This window comes from Dactylosporangium sp. NPDC051541, assembly GCF_044454505.1.
Classification (GTDB): Bacteria; Actinomycetota; Actinomycetes; order Mycobacteriales; family Micromonosporaceae; genus Dactylosporangium.
This window is the reverse complement of the sequence record NZ_JBITDU010000015.1, coordinates 43,241-57,479: the sequence shown is the minus strand read 5'-3', so window position 1 is coordinate 57,479 and position 14,239 is coordinate 43,241. Positions and strand designations below refer to the sequence as shown.

The following is a 14,239-nucleotide window of genomic DNA, read 5'->3' as shown; positions in this document are numbered from 1 at the left end:
TCGATCACAGCTCGATGTTGTGCATGACGTGCTTGATCCGGGTGTAGTCCTCCAGGCCGTACATGGAGAGGTCCTTCCCGTAGCCGGACTGCTTGAACCCGCCGTGCGGCATCTCGGCCACGATCGGGATGTGCGCGTTGACCCAGACGCAGCCGAAGTCCAGTCGCCGGCTCATCCGCATCGCGCGGCCGTGGTCGCGGGTCCAGACGGAGGACGACAGGCCGTATTCCACGCCGTTGGCCCAGCGCACCGCCTCGTCCTCGTCGGAGAACCGCTGCACGGTGATGACCGGGCCGAACACCTCGTCCTGGATGATCTCGTCCTGCTGGCGCAGGCCCGAGACCACGGTGGGGGAGTAGAAGTAGCCCCGGTCGCCGACCCGGGCCCCGCCGGTGTTGAGCTGGGCGTGGTCGGGCAGCCGGTCGATGAAGCCGCCGACCCGGGCCAGCTGGTTGGCGTTGTTGAGCGGGCCGTAGAGGATGTCCTCGTCGTCCGGGGCGCCGGTCTTGGTGGCCGCGGCCTGCTCGGCCAGGGCGGCCACGAAGTCGTCGTAGATGCCGGGGCCGGCCAGCACTCGGGTGGCCGCGGTGCAGTCCTGGCCGGCGTTGAAGTAGCCGGCGACCGCGATCGCCTCGGCCGCGGCGGCCAGGTCGGCGTCGTCGAAGACCACGACCGGGGCCTTGCCGCCCAGCTCCAGGTGGGTGCGCTTGAGCGAGGGGGCGGCGGCCGAGGCGACCTCGCGCCCGGCCCGCACCGAGCCGGTGATCGACACGAACGCCGGGGTCGGGTGGGCGACCAGCGCGCGGCCGGTGTCCCGGTCGCCGGTGACCACGTTGAGCACGCCCGGCGGCAGGAACTCGGCCGCCAGCTCGGCCAGCAGCAGCGACGAGACCGGGGTGGTGTCGGAGGGCTTCAGCACGACCGTGTTGCCCGCGGCGAGCGCCGGCGCGATCTTCCACACGGCCATCATCAGCGGGTAGTTCCAGGGCGTGACCTGCGCGCACACGCCGATCGGCTCGCGCCGCACGTAGCTGGTGTGGCCCTTCATGTACTCGCCGGCCGACTTGCCCTCGAGCACCCGGGCGGCGCCGGCGAAGAACCGGATCTGGTCGATCGCGGGCGGCAGCTCCTCGCTGGCCGTCAGCGCCCGCGGCTTGCCGGTGTTGCGGACCTCGGCGTCGATCACCTCGTCGGCCCGCGCCTCCAGCGCGTCGGCCAGCTTCAGCAGGGCCCGCTGCCGCTCGGAGGGGGTCGCGTCGCGCCACGTCTCGAACGCCTTGGCCGCGGCCCCCATGGCCCGGTCGACGTCCGCGGCGCTGGACACCGGTGCGGAGGCGAACACTTCGCCGGTGGAGGGGTCGATGAGGTCGGAGTATCGGCCGTCGGCGGGGGCCGCGTAGGCGCCGTCGACGAAGTTCTGCAGCTGCTTGGTCATGTCCACTCCCTTGAGTGCCGGCAGGGACATCTTTCCATCGAATCCGTGGCGCACAAGCCCTCCCGCAACCGTTTCCGTGGGAGATAGGGTGCAACCGTGACCCCGTTCTTCATCGCCGGGAGTCCGGCATCCAGCGACGACGCCGTCGAGATCCGCCACCCCTACGACGGGCGTCCGGTCGGCGCCACCTCCAACGCCACCCCGGAGCAGGTCGAGACGGCCGTCGCCGCCGCGGCCGCGGTCGCCGCCGAGGCCGCCGCGCTCCCCGCGCACGCCCGGGCCGCCGCGCTCGACCACGTCAGCGCCCGGCTCAAGGAGCGCGCCGACGAGGTCGCCCGGCTGATCACCGCCGAGAACGGCAAGCCGATGAAGTGGTCGCGGGGCGAGGTCGCCCGGGCCGTGTCGACGTTCCGCTGGGCCGCCGAGGAGGCCCGCCGGTTCTCGGGCACCCTCCAGCGGCTCGACACCGACGCCGCCGCCACCGGCCGCCTGGCCCTGATCAAGCGGGTGCCGCGGGGCCCGGTGCTCGGCATCGCGCCGTTCAACTTCCCGCTCAACCTGGTCGCGCACAAGGTCGCCCCGGCGCTCGCGGTCGGCGCGCCGATCGTGCTCAAGCCGGCCCCGGCCACCCCGCTGAGCGCACTGATGCTCGGTTCTCTTTTGGCGGAGACTGATCTGCCGGCCGGGATGTGGTCGGTCCTGCCGATCCCCAACGACCGGGCCCCCGCGCTGGTCGCCGACCCGCGGCTGCCGGTCGTCTCGTTCACCGGCTCGGGGCCGGTCGGCTGGCAGATCCGCGACGCCGTGCCGCGCAAGCACGTCACCCTGGAGCTGGGCGGCAACGCGGCCGTCGTGGTCTGCGAGGACTACGACGACCTCGACTGGGCGGCGACCCGGATCGCGACGTTCTCCAACTATCAGGCCGGACAGAGCTGCATCGCGGTGCAGCGGGTGTACTCCCACGAGCGCCACTACGACGCCCTGGCCGACAAGCTCGTGGCGGCCGTCGAGGCCCAGCGCACCGGCGACCCGAGCGACGAGCAGACCGACGTCGGCCCGCTGATCAGCGAGGATGCGGCGAAGCGGGTCGAGGCGTGGGTGGCCGAGGCGGTCGCCGCCGGTGCGAAGCTGCTCACCGGCGGCACCCGCGACGGCGCCGCCTACGCCCCGACCGTGCTGGCCGACGTCCCGGCCGACGCGAAGGTGGCGACCGAGGAGGTCTTCGGCCCGGTGCTGGTGCTGGAGCGGGTCGCCGCCGACGCCGACGGGTTCGCGGCCGTCAACGCCTCGCAGTACGGGCTGCAGGCCGGTGTGTTCACCCGGCGGCTGGACCGCGCCTTCGAGGCCCACCGGGTGCTGGAGGTCGGCGGCGTGATCGTCGGCGACGTCCCCAGCTTCCGGGCCGACCAGATGCCCTACGGCGGGGCGAAGGCCAGCGGGATCGGCCGCGAGGGCCTGGCCAGCGCCATGGCCGACTACACCGAGGAGCGGGTCATGGTCCTCACCGGCCTGCAGTTGTAAATATTCACTCCCACGCCTCCCGGTGTTCATTGGAAGAGGAGCCCGGGGGGCGTTCGGCGGTCTCGAACAGGTTCGCGTCGAACACGTCGGGCTCCAGGAAGATGAAGCACTCGTAGCTCAGCTCGTCGCGGACCCGCTTCTCGGCGCGGTTGATGGCCCGGGCCACGTGGGCCATGGTCTCGTCGGCGCGCACCGCCACCTTGGCCGCGATCAGGAGCTGGTCGGGGCCGAGGTGCATGGTGCGCAGGTGGATCATGCGTTCGATCAGGGCCTCGCGCTCGATCGCGGCCTCGATGGCCACGAGCGTGCGGTTGTCGGCCGACTCGCCGATGAGCAGGCTGCGCATCCGCTGCGACAGCGTGATGGAGATGACGACCAGCAGCGCACCGATCGCGAGGGTGCCGGCCGCGTCCCAGCGGCCGTCGCCGGTGATGACCGCGAGGGTGATGCCGACCAGGGCGAAGCTCAGGCCGGTCAGGGCCCCGAAGTCCTCGGCCAGCACGACCGGCAGCTCGGGGGAGCGGGTGGTCTTGATGAACCGCAGCCAGGGTGCGCCGCGGCGGGAGGGCTGAGCCTCGTGGACCGCCGTACGCAGGGAGAACCCCTCCAGCCCGATCGAGATGACCAGCACCGCGAACGCCCAGATCGGCTCCTCGACCGGCTTCGGGTTGTGCAGCTTCTCATACCCCTCGAACAGCGCGAACACGCCACCGACGAGGAAGATCACCAGGGTGACGAGGAAGCCGTAGAAGTATCGGAACCGTGCGTAGCCGAACGGATGCAGCTGGCTGGCCCGCTGCTGGGCCCGCCGGCCGCCGATGAGCAGCAGCACCTGGTTGGCGGTGTCGGCCACGGAGTGCACGGCCTCCGCGAGCAGGGACGATGAGCCGGTGAACAAGAACGCGACGAACTTCGAGACTGCGATGCCCAGGTTCGCGGCAAGAGCCGCGACGATGGCCCGCAGGGAGTTGCCTTCCTCCGCCATGCCTCATCCTGTACCACAACGTTTACCCGATCTCACATGCGCAACTCGGGACTGAGACGTGTACGGAACGCAACCGCACTAGGCTCCCTCGTAGGAAGAGCGACCACGACTAGGGGTGCGAGACTGTGATCGACCTGAGCCGGATCGTCAAGGCCTACGACGTGCGGGGGACGGTGCCCGACCAGCTCAACGAGCCGGTGGCGGAGGCGCTGGGCCGCGCGTTCGTGCAGACGCTGCGGGCCCGCGGCGAGTTCGCCGACAAGATCGTGACCGCGCACGACATGCGCGCCTCCGGACCGGCCCTGGCGACCGCCTTCGCGAACGGTGCCCGGGCCGAGGGCGCGGACGTGCTGGAGGCCGGGCTGGGCTCGACCGACCTGCTGTACTACGCCTCGGGCGTGCTGGACCTGCCCGGTGCCATGTTCACGGCGAGTCACAACCCCGCCCAGTACAACGGGATCAAGCTCTGCAAGCAGGGCGCCAAGCCGGTCGGGCAGGACTCGGGCCTGACCGAGATCCGCGAGCGGGCGCAGCAGCTGCTCGACAGCGGGGCGCCCCGGGTGAGCGAGGGCGAGCTCAAGGGCGGTATCGAGCAGTACAGCCTGCTCGAGCGCTACGCCACCCACCTGCTCGGGCTGGTCGACCTCTCCGACATCCGGCCGCTGACGGTCGTCGTCGACGCCGGCAACGGCATGGGCGGCTACACCGTGCCGGCCGTGCTCGGCTCCGGCCTGCCGCTGACGATCATCCCGCTCTACTTCGAGCTCGACGGCACCTTCCCCAACCACGAGGCCAACCCGCTGGAGCCGGCCAACCTGGTCGACCTGCAGGCCAAGGTCCGGGAGACGGGGGCCGACCTCGGCCTGGCCTTCGACGGCGACGCCGACCGCTGCTTCGTCGTCGACGAGCGTGGCGAGGCCGTCTCCCCGTCGGTGATCACGGCGATGGTGGCGATCCGCGAGCTGGCCAAGGAGCCGGGCGCGACGGTCATCCACAACCTCATCACCTCGAAGGTGGTGCCGGAGATCGTCCGCGAGCACGGCGGCGAGCCGGTCCGGACCCGGGTCGGGCACTCGTTCATCAAGGCCGAGATGGCCCGCACCGGCGCGATCTTCGGTGGTGAGCACTCGGCGCACTACTACTTCCGCGACTTCTGGGGCGCCGACACCGGCATGCTGGCCGCGCTGCACACCCTGGCCCTGCTCGGCGGGCAGGCCGCGCCGCTGTCGGCGCTGGCCAAGGACTACGAGCGCTACGCGGCCTCGGGTGAGATCAACTCCACCGTGGCCGACACCGCCGCGAAGATGGCCGAGATCGAGCAGACCTTCCCGGTCGAGATCGACCGGCTCGACGGGATCACCCTCACGTTTCCGGACGGCAGCTGGGCCAACGTGCGCCCGTCCAACACCGAGCCGCTGCTGCGGCTTAACGTTGAGGCTGCGACCGCCGAGCGGATGGCCGCGCTGCGCGATGAGATGCTGGCCGTGATCCGCCGCTGAGAAGGAGTTGGAACGCGTGTCCGTGGACCCCGCCCTGCTTTCCATACTGCGCTGCCCCGACGAGCACCACGCCGAGTTGCGCCACGATGCTTCGGCACAGACGCTGACCTGTACGGAATGCGGCCGGATCTTCGAGATTCGCGACGGCATTCCCGTGTTGCTGCTCGACGAGGCGCGCCAGCCGGCTAGTGACGAGGAAGGTGGGGCGGAGTGAACCCGCTCGAGGGGACCGCTGGGGTCCGCGGACATCGTGAGATCGATCTCTCCCTGCTCGACAACGCCGAGGCCCTCGCGGCGAGCGACCCGGGCGGCATGCTGCGGGCGACCGCGTCGGCCGGGGCCCAGGTCCGGGAGGCGGCCACGCTGGCCGCCGAGACCGACCTGAGCGCGCTGGCCGACGAGGGCCGCCCGCGGGCGGTCGTCGTCGCGGGCGTCGGCACGGCCGCGCGCACCGGTGACATCCTGGAGACCGTGGCCGGGCCGCGCTGCCCGGTGCCGGTCCTGGCCCACCGCAGCGCCGGCATCCCCGGCTGGGTCGGCGCGGCCGACGTGGTCATCGCCGTCTCGGCGTCCGGCCGGTCCCCGGAGGCCCTCGCGGCCGCCGAGGCCGCCGGCCGCCGCGGTGCCCGGCTGGTCGCGATCGGCGCGCCCGACACGCAGCTGCACGCCCTGGCCGACCGCTTCCGGGCGCCGTTCATCCCGGTGCCGCGGCGGGCCCCGGCCCGGGCCAGCCTCTGGGGCCTGACCGTCCCGGTGCTGCTCGCCGCCCGCCAGCTCGGCCTGGTCAAGGTCACCGAGGCCGACTTCGCCGAGACCGCGACCCGGCTCGACGCCGACGCCGAGCGCTGCCGCACACAGCTGGAGTCGTTCGTCAATCCGGGCAAGAGCCTGGCCCTGGACCTGGCCCACTCGGTGCCGATCGTCTGGGGCTCCTCGCCGCTGGCCACCGTGGCCGCCCGCCGCTTCGGCGACACGCTTGCGGCCAATGCCCGCTACCCGGCCGTCGTCGGCGCGCTCGGCGAGGCCGGCCGCGGCCGGGTGGGCCTGCTCGACGGCGTCTACGGGGGCCTGGCCGAGGACTCGCGCGACATCTTCGCCGACCCCGGTGACGACGACGACCACCCGGCCACCCGGCTGCGCCTGGTCCTGCTCCGCGACGGTGGGCTGACCGCCGACGAGGAGGAGGCCGACGGCGAGCCGGTCGCGGTCGAGGAGCGCCGGGCCGAGGCCGTGCAGGAGCTGGCCGAGCGGCGCGGCGTGCGGGTCAGCCTGATCACCGCCGAGGGCGGCTCCGCGCTGGAGCGGCTCGCCTCGCTGGTGGCGGTACCCGACTTCACCTCTATCTACCTTGGTCTGGCCCACGGCTTCGACCCGATGGCCGTCCCCGCTGTGTCCGAGATGAAGGATCTGGTTTCTCCATGAGCACTGAAGGTGGGACGAAAGCGATCTTGGCGGCCCTCGCCGCCAACCTCGGCATCGCCGTCACCAAGTTCGTCGCGTTCTTCCTGACCGGCTCGTCGTCGATGCTGGCGGAGGCGATCCACTCGGTCGCCGACTCCGGCAACCAGGGCCTGCTGCTGCTCGGTGGCAAGCAGGCGACGAAGCAGGCCACCTCCCGCCACCCGTTCGGGTATGGCCGGGAGCGGTACATCTACGCCTTCATCGTCGCCGTCGTGCTGTTCTTCGTCGGCGGTGTCTTCGCGATCTACGAGGCCTGGCACAAGATCTCCCACCCGGAGCCGATCGAGTCCTGGCAGTGGGTCCCGGTCGCGGTCCTGGTCGCCGCGATCGCCATGGAGGGCTTCTCCTTCCGCACGGCGATCGCCGAGACGCGCAAGATCAAGGGCAAGGCGACGTGGGTACAGTTCATTCGCCGGGCCAAGGAGCCGGAGCTGCCGGTCATCCTGCTCGAGGACTTCGCCGCCCTGGTGGGTCTGGTGCTCGCGCTGTTCGGGGTCGGTCTGACCCTGATCACCGGCAATGGCATCTGGGACGGCGTCGGCACCGCGGCCATCGGCGTGCTGCTGATCCTGGTCGCCGCCGTCCTCGCGGTGGAGATGAAGAGCCTCCTGGTCGGCGAGGCGGCCACGCCCGAGCAGGTCGACGCCATCGAGGCGGCGATCAGCAACGGCCCCGAGGTCGAGCGCGTGATCCACATGCGCACCGTGCACCTCGGGCCGGACGAGCTGCTGGTCGCGGCCAAGATCGCGGTCCGGCACAACGAGACGGCCGACGAGATCGCCCGCGGCATCGACGCGGCCGAGGAGCGCATCCGGGCCGCGGTCCCGATCGCCCGGGTGATCTACCTGGAGCCCGACATCTACCGGGCGAGCAAGGCCGGCGAGACGGACAAGACCACCGCTCCCGCCACCGTCGACGCGGCCGAGGCGCACTGATCATGGAGCTCCTCGACAGCCCCATCCGCAAGTACGCGTGGGGCTCGCACACCGCGATCGCCAACCTCCAGGGCCGCCCGGCGCCGACCCCCGACCCCGAGGCCGAGCTGTGGATGGGCGCCCACCCGGCGAGCCCGTCCCGGCTGGCCGTCAGTGGCACCTCGCTCGTCGACGCGATTGCGGCCGACCCGGCCACCCTGCTCGGCCCGGCCAACGTCGAGCGCTTCGGCACCCGGCTGCCGTTCCTGCTCAAGGTGCTGGCCGCGGCCCAGCCGCTCTCGCTGCAGGCCCACCCGACGCTGGACCGGGCCCGGGAGGCGCACGCGGCCGGGCACCAGTCCTACGTCGACGCCTGGCACAAGCCGGAGCTGCTGGTCGCGCTGACCGACTTCGACGCGCTGTGCGGCTTCCGCGATCCGAAGGTGGCCGCGGCCGACCTGGCCGCTCTCGGGGTGGAGCGGCTCAAGCCGACCGTCGACGCCCTGCGGCAGGACGACCCGGCCGCGGCGCTGCACGACGCGGTCCGCGGCCTGCTGGGCAACCCGGACGCCGAGCTGGTCGGCGAGGTGGTGGCCGCGTGCGCGCCGCGGGCCGCCGAGCGGCCGGCCTACGACCTGGTCACGGCCCTGGCCGAGCAATACCCGGGCGACGCCGGCGTGATCGTGGCGACCCTGCTCAACCGCATCCGGCTGCACCCGTCCGAGGCGGTCTGGATGCCGGCCGGCAACCTGCACGCCTACCTGCGCGGCGTCGGGGTCGAGATCATGGCCGCCTCCGACAACGTCCTGCGCGGCGGCCTGACCCCCAAGCACGTGGACGTCGAGGAGCTGCTGCGGGTGCTGCGCTTCGAGGTGCTCGACGAGCCGGTGACCCACGCCGAGGACCTCGGCAACGGGCTGTCCGCCTATCCGGTGCCGCTGCCCGACTTCGCGCTGCACCGGGCGGTGCTGGGCAGTGACCGGCCCGCGGTCCGGCTGCCGGGCGGCGGGCCCCGGATCGTGCTGTGCACGCGCGGCTCGGTCCGCGTCGACGACGGCGCGGTGCCCGTGACCCTGACCGCCGGCCAGGCCGCGTTCGCTCCGGCCAGCCGGCCCGAGCTCGCACTCAGCGGCACCGGCGAGGCCTTCCAGGCGTCGACACCGTAACCCACATGGGCTGCTGAACCGGGCGCGTCGCGACTCTCGCGGCGCGCCCGCGCTCGTTAGGAATCCAAAGCGTCCGATTTGAGAGCAATTGCTTGACAATCTGGTTGCACAGGGTAGTCTTCTAGTTACGCAGAGCTTGAGACACAGTCCAAGCAATATGCGGGGGAACCAAACCGGGGGGAAGAGCAGGGCGGTGGGAGCAATCTCGCCGCCCTGCTCGCTGTCCGCACCCCGTCAGGGGGCCTTTGGCAGCGGTCCGAGGCCGCCGCGTACCGTGAAGGGTCGCCGTCCAGCCTCTGCAGACCAGGAGATCATTTTGACCAGCACGCTGCCGCCGAGCACCGTCGCCGACGGTGACTTCAAGGTTGCCGATCTGTCCCTCGCCGCGTTCGGGCGCAAGGAGATCCAGCTCGCCGAGCACGAGATGCCGGGCCTCATGGCCATCCGGCGCGAGTTCGCCGCGACGCAGCCGCTCAAGGGAGCGCGGGTCACCGGCTCGCTGCACATGACGATCCAGACCGCGGTGCTGATCGAGACGCTCGTGGCCCTCGGTGCGCAGGTGCGCTGGGCCAGCTGCAACATCTTCTCGACCCAGGACCACGCCGCCGCGGCCATTGCCGTCGGCCCCGAGGGCACCCCCGAGAAGCCGGCCGGCGTGCCGGTCTACGCGTGGAAGGGCGAGACCCTCGAGGAGTACTGGTGGTGCACCGAGCAGGTGCTCCTCTGGCCCGACGGTCAGGGCCCGAACATGATCCTCGACGACGGTGGCGACGCCACCCTGCTCGTCCACAAGGGTGCCGAGTTCGAGGGCGCGGGCGCGGTACCGTCGCCCGACACCGCCGACTCCGAGGAGTACGCGGTCATCCTCAAGGTGCTGCAGCGCTCCATCGGCGAGGACAACCGCCGCTGGACCCGCGTCGCGGCCGGCATCAAGGGCGTCACCGAGGAGACCACCACCGGCGTGCACCGCCTGTATGAGATGCAGCAGGCCGGCACGCTGCTCTTCCCGGCGATCAACGTCAACGACTCCGTCACGAAGTCGAAGTTCGACAACAAGTACGGCTGCCGGCACTCGCTCATCGACGGCATCAACCGGGCCACCGACGTGCTCATCGGCGGCAAGGTCGCCGTGGTCTTCGGCTACGGCGACGTGGGCAAGGGCTGCGCCGAGTCGCTGCGCGGCCAGGGCGCCCGGGTCATCGTCACCGAGGTCGACCCGATCTGCGCGCTGCAGGCCGCGATGGACGGCTACCAGGTCGCGACGATGGAGGACGTCGTCGAGACGGCCGACATCTTCATCACGGCCACCGGCTGCCTCGACGTCATCACGGCCGAGCACATGGGCCGGATGAAGCACCAGGCGATCGTGGGCAACATCGGCCACTTCGACAACGAGATCGACATGGCCGGCCTGGCCAACCGCTCGGACGTGACGCGGATCAACATCAAGCCGCAGGTCGACGAGTGGAAGTTCGACGACGGCCACTCGATCATCGTGCTGTCCGAGGGGCGCCTGCTGAACCTCGGCAACGCGACCGGCCACCCGTCGTTCGTCATGTCCAACAGCTTTGCCAACCAGACGATCGCCCAGATCGAGCTGTTCACGAAGATCGAGGAGTACCCGATCGGCGTCTACACGCTGGCCAAGCACCTCGACGAGAAGGTCGCCCGGCTGCACCTGGACGCCCTGGGCGTCCACCTCACCGAGCTGACCAAGAAGCAGGCCGAATACCTGGGCATCCCGGTCGAGGGCCCGTTCAAGGCGGACCACTACCGCTACTGATCTCCCAGTTCGTCCCGAAGCCCCACCGGAGTTGCTCCGGTGGGGCTTTTGTCCATGACGTCGTCGAACTCGAAGACTCGAGCGGAGAAGTACCACACGCTTGTAGTAGATGCGGGTGTGGCCTAAGGTAAAGCTGACCTAAGTTAGCGAAGCCTTACCTGCGGAGACAGTGTGACCGCCATCTACCTGATCGGCTTGCGCGAGGGCCTCGAGATCACGCTCGTCATCTCGATCCTCGTCGCGTTCCTGGTCAAGAGCGACCGCAAGCACCTGTTGAAGTGGGTCTGGGGCGGCGTCGCCCTCGCGGCCCTGCTCTCCATCGGCGTGGCCGCGCTGCTCGAAGCCGGCACCGCGTACCTCTCCGGCCCCCACCAGGAGCTGGTCGACGCGATCGCCTCGCTGATCGCCGTCGTGTTCGTCACCTTCATGATCTTCTGGATGCGCCGGATGGCCCGCCAGATGAGCAAGGAGCTGCGCGGCAAGCTCGAGGACGCGATCCAGGTCGGCCCGTTCGCGGTAGCCGGCATGGCCTTCCTGGCCGTCGCCCGCGAGGGCCTGGAGACCTCGGTCCTGTTCTTCGCCGCGGCCCAGGGCGCCGACGACTGGCAGCCCTTCGTCGGCATCTCGCTCGGCCTGGCCACCGCGGTCGTGCTCGGCTTCCTGCTCTACGCCAGCGCGATCCGGATCAACCTGACGAAGTTCTTCACCTGGACCGGCGCCCTGCTGGTGCTCGTGGCCGCCGGCATCCTCAAGTACGGGGTCCACGACCTGCAGGAGGCCAACGTCCTGCCGGGCCTGAACAACCACGCGTTCGACCTCTCCGGCGCGCTGCCGCCGACCGCCTGGTACGCCGAGCTGCTGCGCGGCATGTTCAACTTCACGCCCCAGCCGTCCGTGCTGGAGACCATCGCCTGGATCGCCTACGGAGTGCCGGTACTGGTCCTCTTCCTGCTGCCACTGCTGCGCAAACCGGCACCGGAGCCGGCACCTTCCAACGCCTGATCTCACCCCCTTCCCACATTTCGTAGGAGAACCATGCGTACTTCACGCCTGCTCGTCGCTGGCGCGGTGCCGGCGCTGGCCCTCGCGGCCCTCACCGCGTGTGGCGATAACAAGTCCGACAGCCAGCCCGGCGGGGCGGCCAGCGGCAACGGCAAGATCGCCGTGACCGCGACCGACTCCGAGTGCAAGGTCGAGAAGACCGAGGCGGCCTCCGGCCCCATCACCTTCGCCGTCAGCAACAAGGGCGGCAAGGTCACCGAGTTCTACGTCTATGCCACCGGCGACCGGATCGTCGGCGAGGTGGAGAACGTCGCGCCCGGCCTCACCCGGGACCTGATCGTGGAGCTGCCCGCCGGCACCTACGAGACCGCCTGCAAGCCCGGCATGATCGGCAACGGCATCCGCGGCGCGTTCAAGGCCACCGGCGAGAGCAAGCCGCTGACCGACGACGCCAAGCTCGCGCAGGCGACCAAGGACTACCAGCAGTACGTGAAGAACAACACCGGCGCGCTGATCGACAAGACGACCGAGTTCGTCAACGCGGTCAAGGCCGGCGACGCCGCCAAGGCCAAGGCCCTCTTCCCGATCGCCCGGACCTACTGGGAGCGGATCGAGCCGGTCGCCGAGAGCTTCGGCGACCTCGACCCGGCGATCGACGCCCGCGAGGCCGACCTCGAGCCGGGCCAGGAGTGGACCGGCTTCCACAAGATCGAGAAGGACCTCTGGGTCACCAACGACATCAGCAAGTCCGGCCCGACCGCCGACAAGCTGCTCGAGGACGTCAAGACGATCGTCAGCAAGGCCGAGACCGTCCAGCTCTCCCCGATCGAGCTCGCCAACGGCGCCAAGGAGCTGCTCGACGAGGTGGCCACCGGGAAGATCACCGGTGAGGAAGACACCTTCTCGCACACCGACCTGTGGGACTTCCAGGCCAACCTGGAAGGCTCGAAGGCCGCGATCGCGGCGCTGCGCCCGGTCATCGAGGAGAAGGACGCGGCCCTGGCCAAGAGCCTGGACGAGAAGTTCGCGGCGGCGCAGGCGGAGCTGGACAAGTACCGCAACGGCGACGGCTGGAAGCTGCACAACGAGCTGTCCGAGACCCAGCTGAAGGCCCTGGCCGACGCCATCAACGCCCTGGCCGAGCCGATCAGCAAGGTCGCACCGCTCGTCGCTTCGAAATAATTTCTTGAGGGGTTCTCCCATGGATCGTCGCAAGATGCTCGGACTCGCCGGTGCGGGGGCCTTCGGGGCCGCCGCCGGCGGGGCCGCCGGCCTGGCGCTCTTCGACGAGACGCCGCCCGCCCGGGCCAACGACCCGGGCGCGGCGGTGCCCTTCTACGGCGCCCGCCAGGCCGGGATCGTCACACCCGCCCAGGACCGGCTGCACTTCGTCGCCTTCGACGTCATCACCGACAAGAAGGCCGAGGTCGTCGAGCTGCTGCGGAAGTGGACCGCGGCCGCGGCCCGCATGACGCAGGGCCGGGACGCGGGCGCCATCGGCGCCGTCAACGGGGTGCCGGAGGCCGCCCCCGATGACACCGGCGAGGCGATCGGCCTGCCGCCGTCTGCCCTCACGCTGACGATCGGCTTCGGTCCGACACTGTTCCGTACCGCAGAAGGCAAGGATCGTTTCGGTATCGCCGACAAGCGCCCGGCCGCCCTCGCGGACCTGCCGAAGTTCGCCAAGGACACGCTCCAGCCGGAGATCTCCGGCGGTGACATCTGCGTGCAGGCCTGCGCCCATGACCCGCAGGTGGCCGTGCACGCGGTGCGCAACCTGGCCCGCATCGGCTTCGGGGTGGTCAGTGTGCGCTGGTCCCAGCTCGGCTTCGGGCGCACCTCCTCGACGTCGGTGACCCAGCAGACGGCCCGCAACCTGTTCGGCTTCAAGGACGGCACGGCCAACCTCAAGGCCGAGGAGACCCAGCTCCTCGACGAGCAGCTGTGGGCCGCGCCCGGCGACGGCCAGGACTGGATGACCGGTGGCTCTTACATGGTCACCCGCAAGATCCGGATGCTGATCGAGACCTGGGACCGCACCTCGCTCGCCGAGCAGGAGCAGATCATCGGCCGCAACAAGGGCGAGGGCGCCGCGCTCGGCTCGGCCAAGGAGTTCGACGAGCCGGACTTCTCGGGCGAGACCATCGCGACGGACGCCCACGTCCGCCTGGCCCACCAGAAGTTCAACGACGGTGCGCGGCTGCTGCGGCGGGGGTACAACTTCGTCGACGGCTCCGACGGCCTCGGCCGGCTCGACGCCGGGCTGTTCTTCATCGCCTATCAGCGCGACCCGCGTAAGCAGTTCGTCCCGATCCAGACCCGGCTGGCGCGACAGGATGCGCTGAACGAGTACATCCGCCATGTTTCCAGCGGGTTGTTCGCCTGCCCACCGGGAGTCACCGGCGCGGACGACTACTGGGGTCGTGCCCTCTTCGTCTAGGGCCGCCCCCTATGGTGGCCGGGTGGCGTTTGT

Annotated in this window: 12 protein-coding genes; 10 read left to right on the top strand and 2 right to left on the bottom strand. The window is 70.7% G+C overall.

Annotated features, from left to right (window positions below; translation table 11 throughout):
- Window positions 1–4: 4 nt before the first annotated feature.
- Window positions 5–1,435 (bottom strand): gamma-aminobutyraldehyde dehydrogenase, encoded by a 1,431-nt coding sequence (locus ACIA8L_RS44300; protein WP_395914394.1) that lies wholly within the window; start codon window positions 1,433–1,435, stop codon window positions 5–7.
- Window positions 1,436–1,531: 96 nt separating this feature from the next.
- Between ACIA8L_RS44300 and ACIA8L_RS44295 the strand changes: the two genes are divergently transcribed.
- Window positions 1,532–2,956, top strand: a complete 1,425-nt coding sequence (locus ACIA8L_RS44295; RefSeq protein ID WP_395914392.1) for an aldehyde dehydrogenase family protein — start codon at window positions 1,532–1,534, stop codon at window positions 2,954–2,956.
- A 4-nt stretch (window positions 2,957–2,960) separates the two neighbouring features.
- On the opposite strand, the gene ACIA8L_RS44290 is transcribed toward ACIA8L_RS44295, so the two are convergent.
- Window positions 2,961–3,941 carry a cation diffusion facilitator family transporter gene (locus tag ACIA8L_RS44290; RefSeq protein ID WP_395914390.1) on the bottom strand — a complete coding sequence of 327 codons (981 nt, stop codon included), beginning with the start codon at window positions 3,939–3,941 and terminating at the stop codon, window positions 2,961–2,963.
- A gap of 125 nt (window positions 3,942–4,066) precedes the next feature.
- Between ACIA8L_RS44290 and ACIA8L_RS44285 the strand changes: the two genes are divergently transcribed.
- The 9 genes from ACIA8L_RS44285 (at window position 4,067) to efeB (ending at window position 14,206) form a co-directional block, all read left to right on the top strand.
- Complete coding sequence (locus ACIA8L_RS44285; protein WP_395914388.1) at window positions 4,067–5,440, top strand: phosphomannomutase/phosphoglucomutase; 1,374 nt, start codon at window positions 4,067–4,069, stop codon at window positions 5,438–5,440.
- Between the two features lie 16 nt (window positions 5,441–5,456).
- Window positions 5,457–5,654, top strand: a complete 198-nt coding sequence (locus ACIA8L_RS44280) for a Trm112 family protein (protein WP_395914386.1) — start codon at window positions 5,457–5,459, stop codon at window positions 5,652–5,654.
- Entirely contained in the window at window positions 5,651–6,862 is a 1,212-nt protein-coding gene (locus tag ACIA8L_RS44275; RefSeq protein ID WP_395914384.1) for an SIS domain-containing protein, read from the top strand. The genes ACIA8L_RS44280 and ACIA8L_RS44275 overlap by 4 nt, the downstream gene beginning before the upstream one ends.
- A complete protein-coding gene (locus ACIA8L_RS44270) occupies window positions 6,859–7,836 on the top strand; it encodes a cation diffusion facilitator family transporter (protein ID WP_395914382.1) in 978 nt (325 codons plus the stop codon). The genes ACIA8L_RS44275 and ACIA8L_RS44270 overlap by 4 nt, the downstream gene beginning before the upstream one ends.
- 2 nt (window positions 7,837–7,838) lie before the next feature.
- Window positions 7,839–8,981: a mannose-6-phosphate isomerase, class I gene (gene manA, locus ACIA8L_RS44265; RefSeq protein WP_395914380.1), complete on the top strand. Its 1,143-nt coding sequence runs from the start codon at window positions 7,839–7,841 to the stop codon at window positions 8,979–8,981.
- A 316-nt stretch (window positions 8,982–9,297) separates the two neighbouring features.
- Window positions 9,298–10,764 (top strand): adenosylhomocysteinase, encoded by a 1,467-nt coding sequence (ahcY, locus tag ACIA8L_RS44260; protein ID WP_395914378.1) that lies wholly within the window; start codon window positions 9,298–9,300, stop codon window positions 10,762–10,764.
- Between the two features lie 171 nt (window positions 10,765–10,935).
- Entirely contained in the window at window positions 10,936–11,766 is an 831-nt protein-coding gene (gene efeU, locus ACIA8L_RS44255; protein ID WP_395914376.1) for an iron uptake transporter permease EfeU, read from the top strand.
- A gap of 33 nt (window positions 11,767–11,799) precedes the next feature.
- Window positions 11,800–12,948 (top strand): iron uptake system protein EfeO, encoded by a 1,149-nt coding sequence (efeO, locus tag ACIA8L_RS44250; protein WP_395914374.1) that lies wholly within the window; start codon window positions 11,800–11,802, stop codon window positions 12,946–12,948.
- A gap of 19 nt (window positions 12,949–12,967) precedes the next feature.
- Window positions 12,968–14,206 (top strand): iron uptake transporter deferrochelatase/peroxidase subunit, encoded by a 1,239-nt coding sequence (gene efeB, locus ACIA8L_RS44245; RefSeq protein WP_395914372.1) that lies wholly within the window; start codon window positions 12,968–12,970, stop codon window positions 14,204–14,206.
- Window positions 14,207–14,239 lie beyond the last annotated feature (33 nt).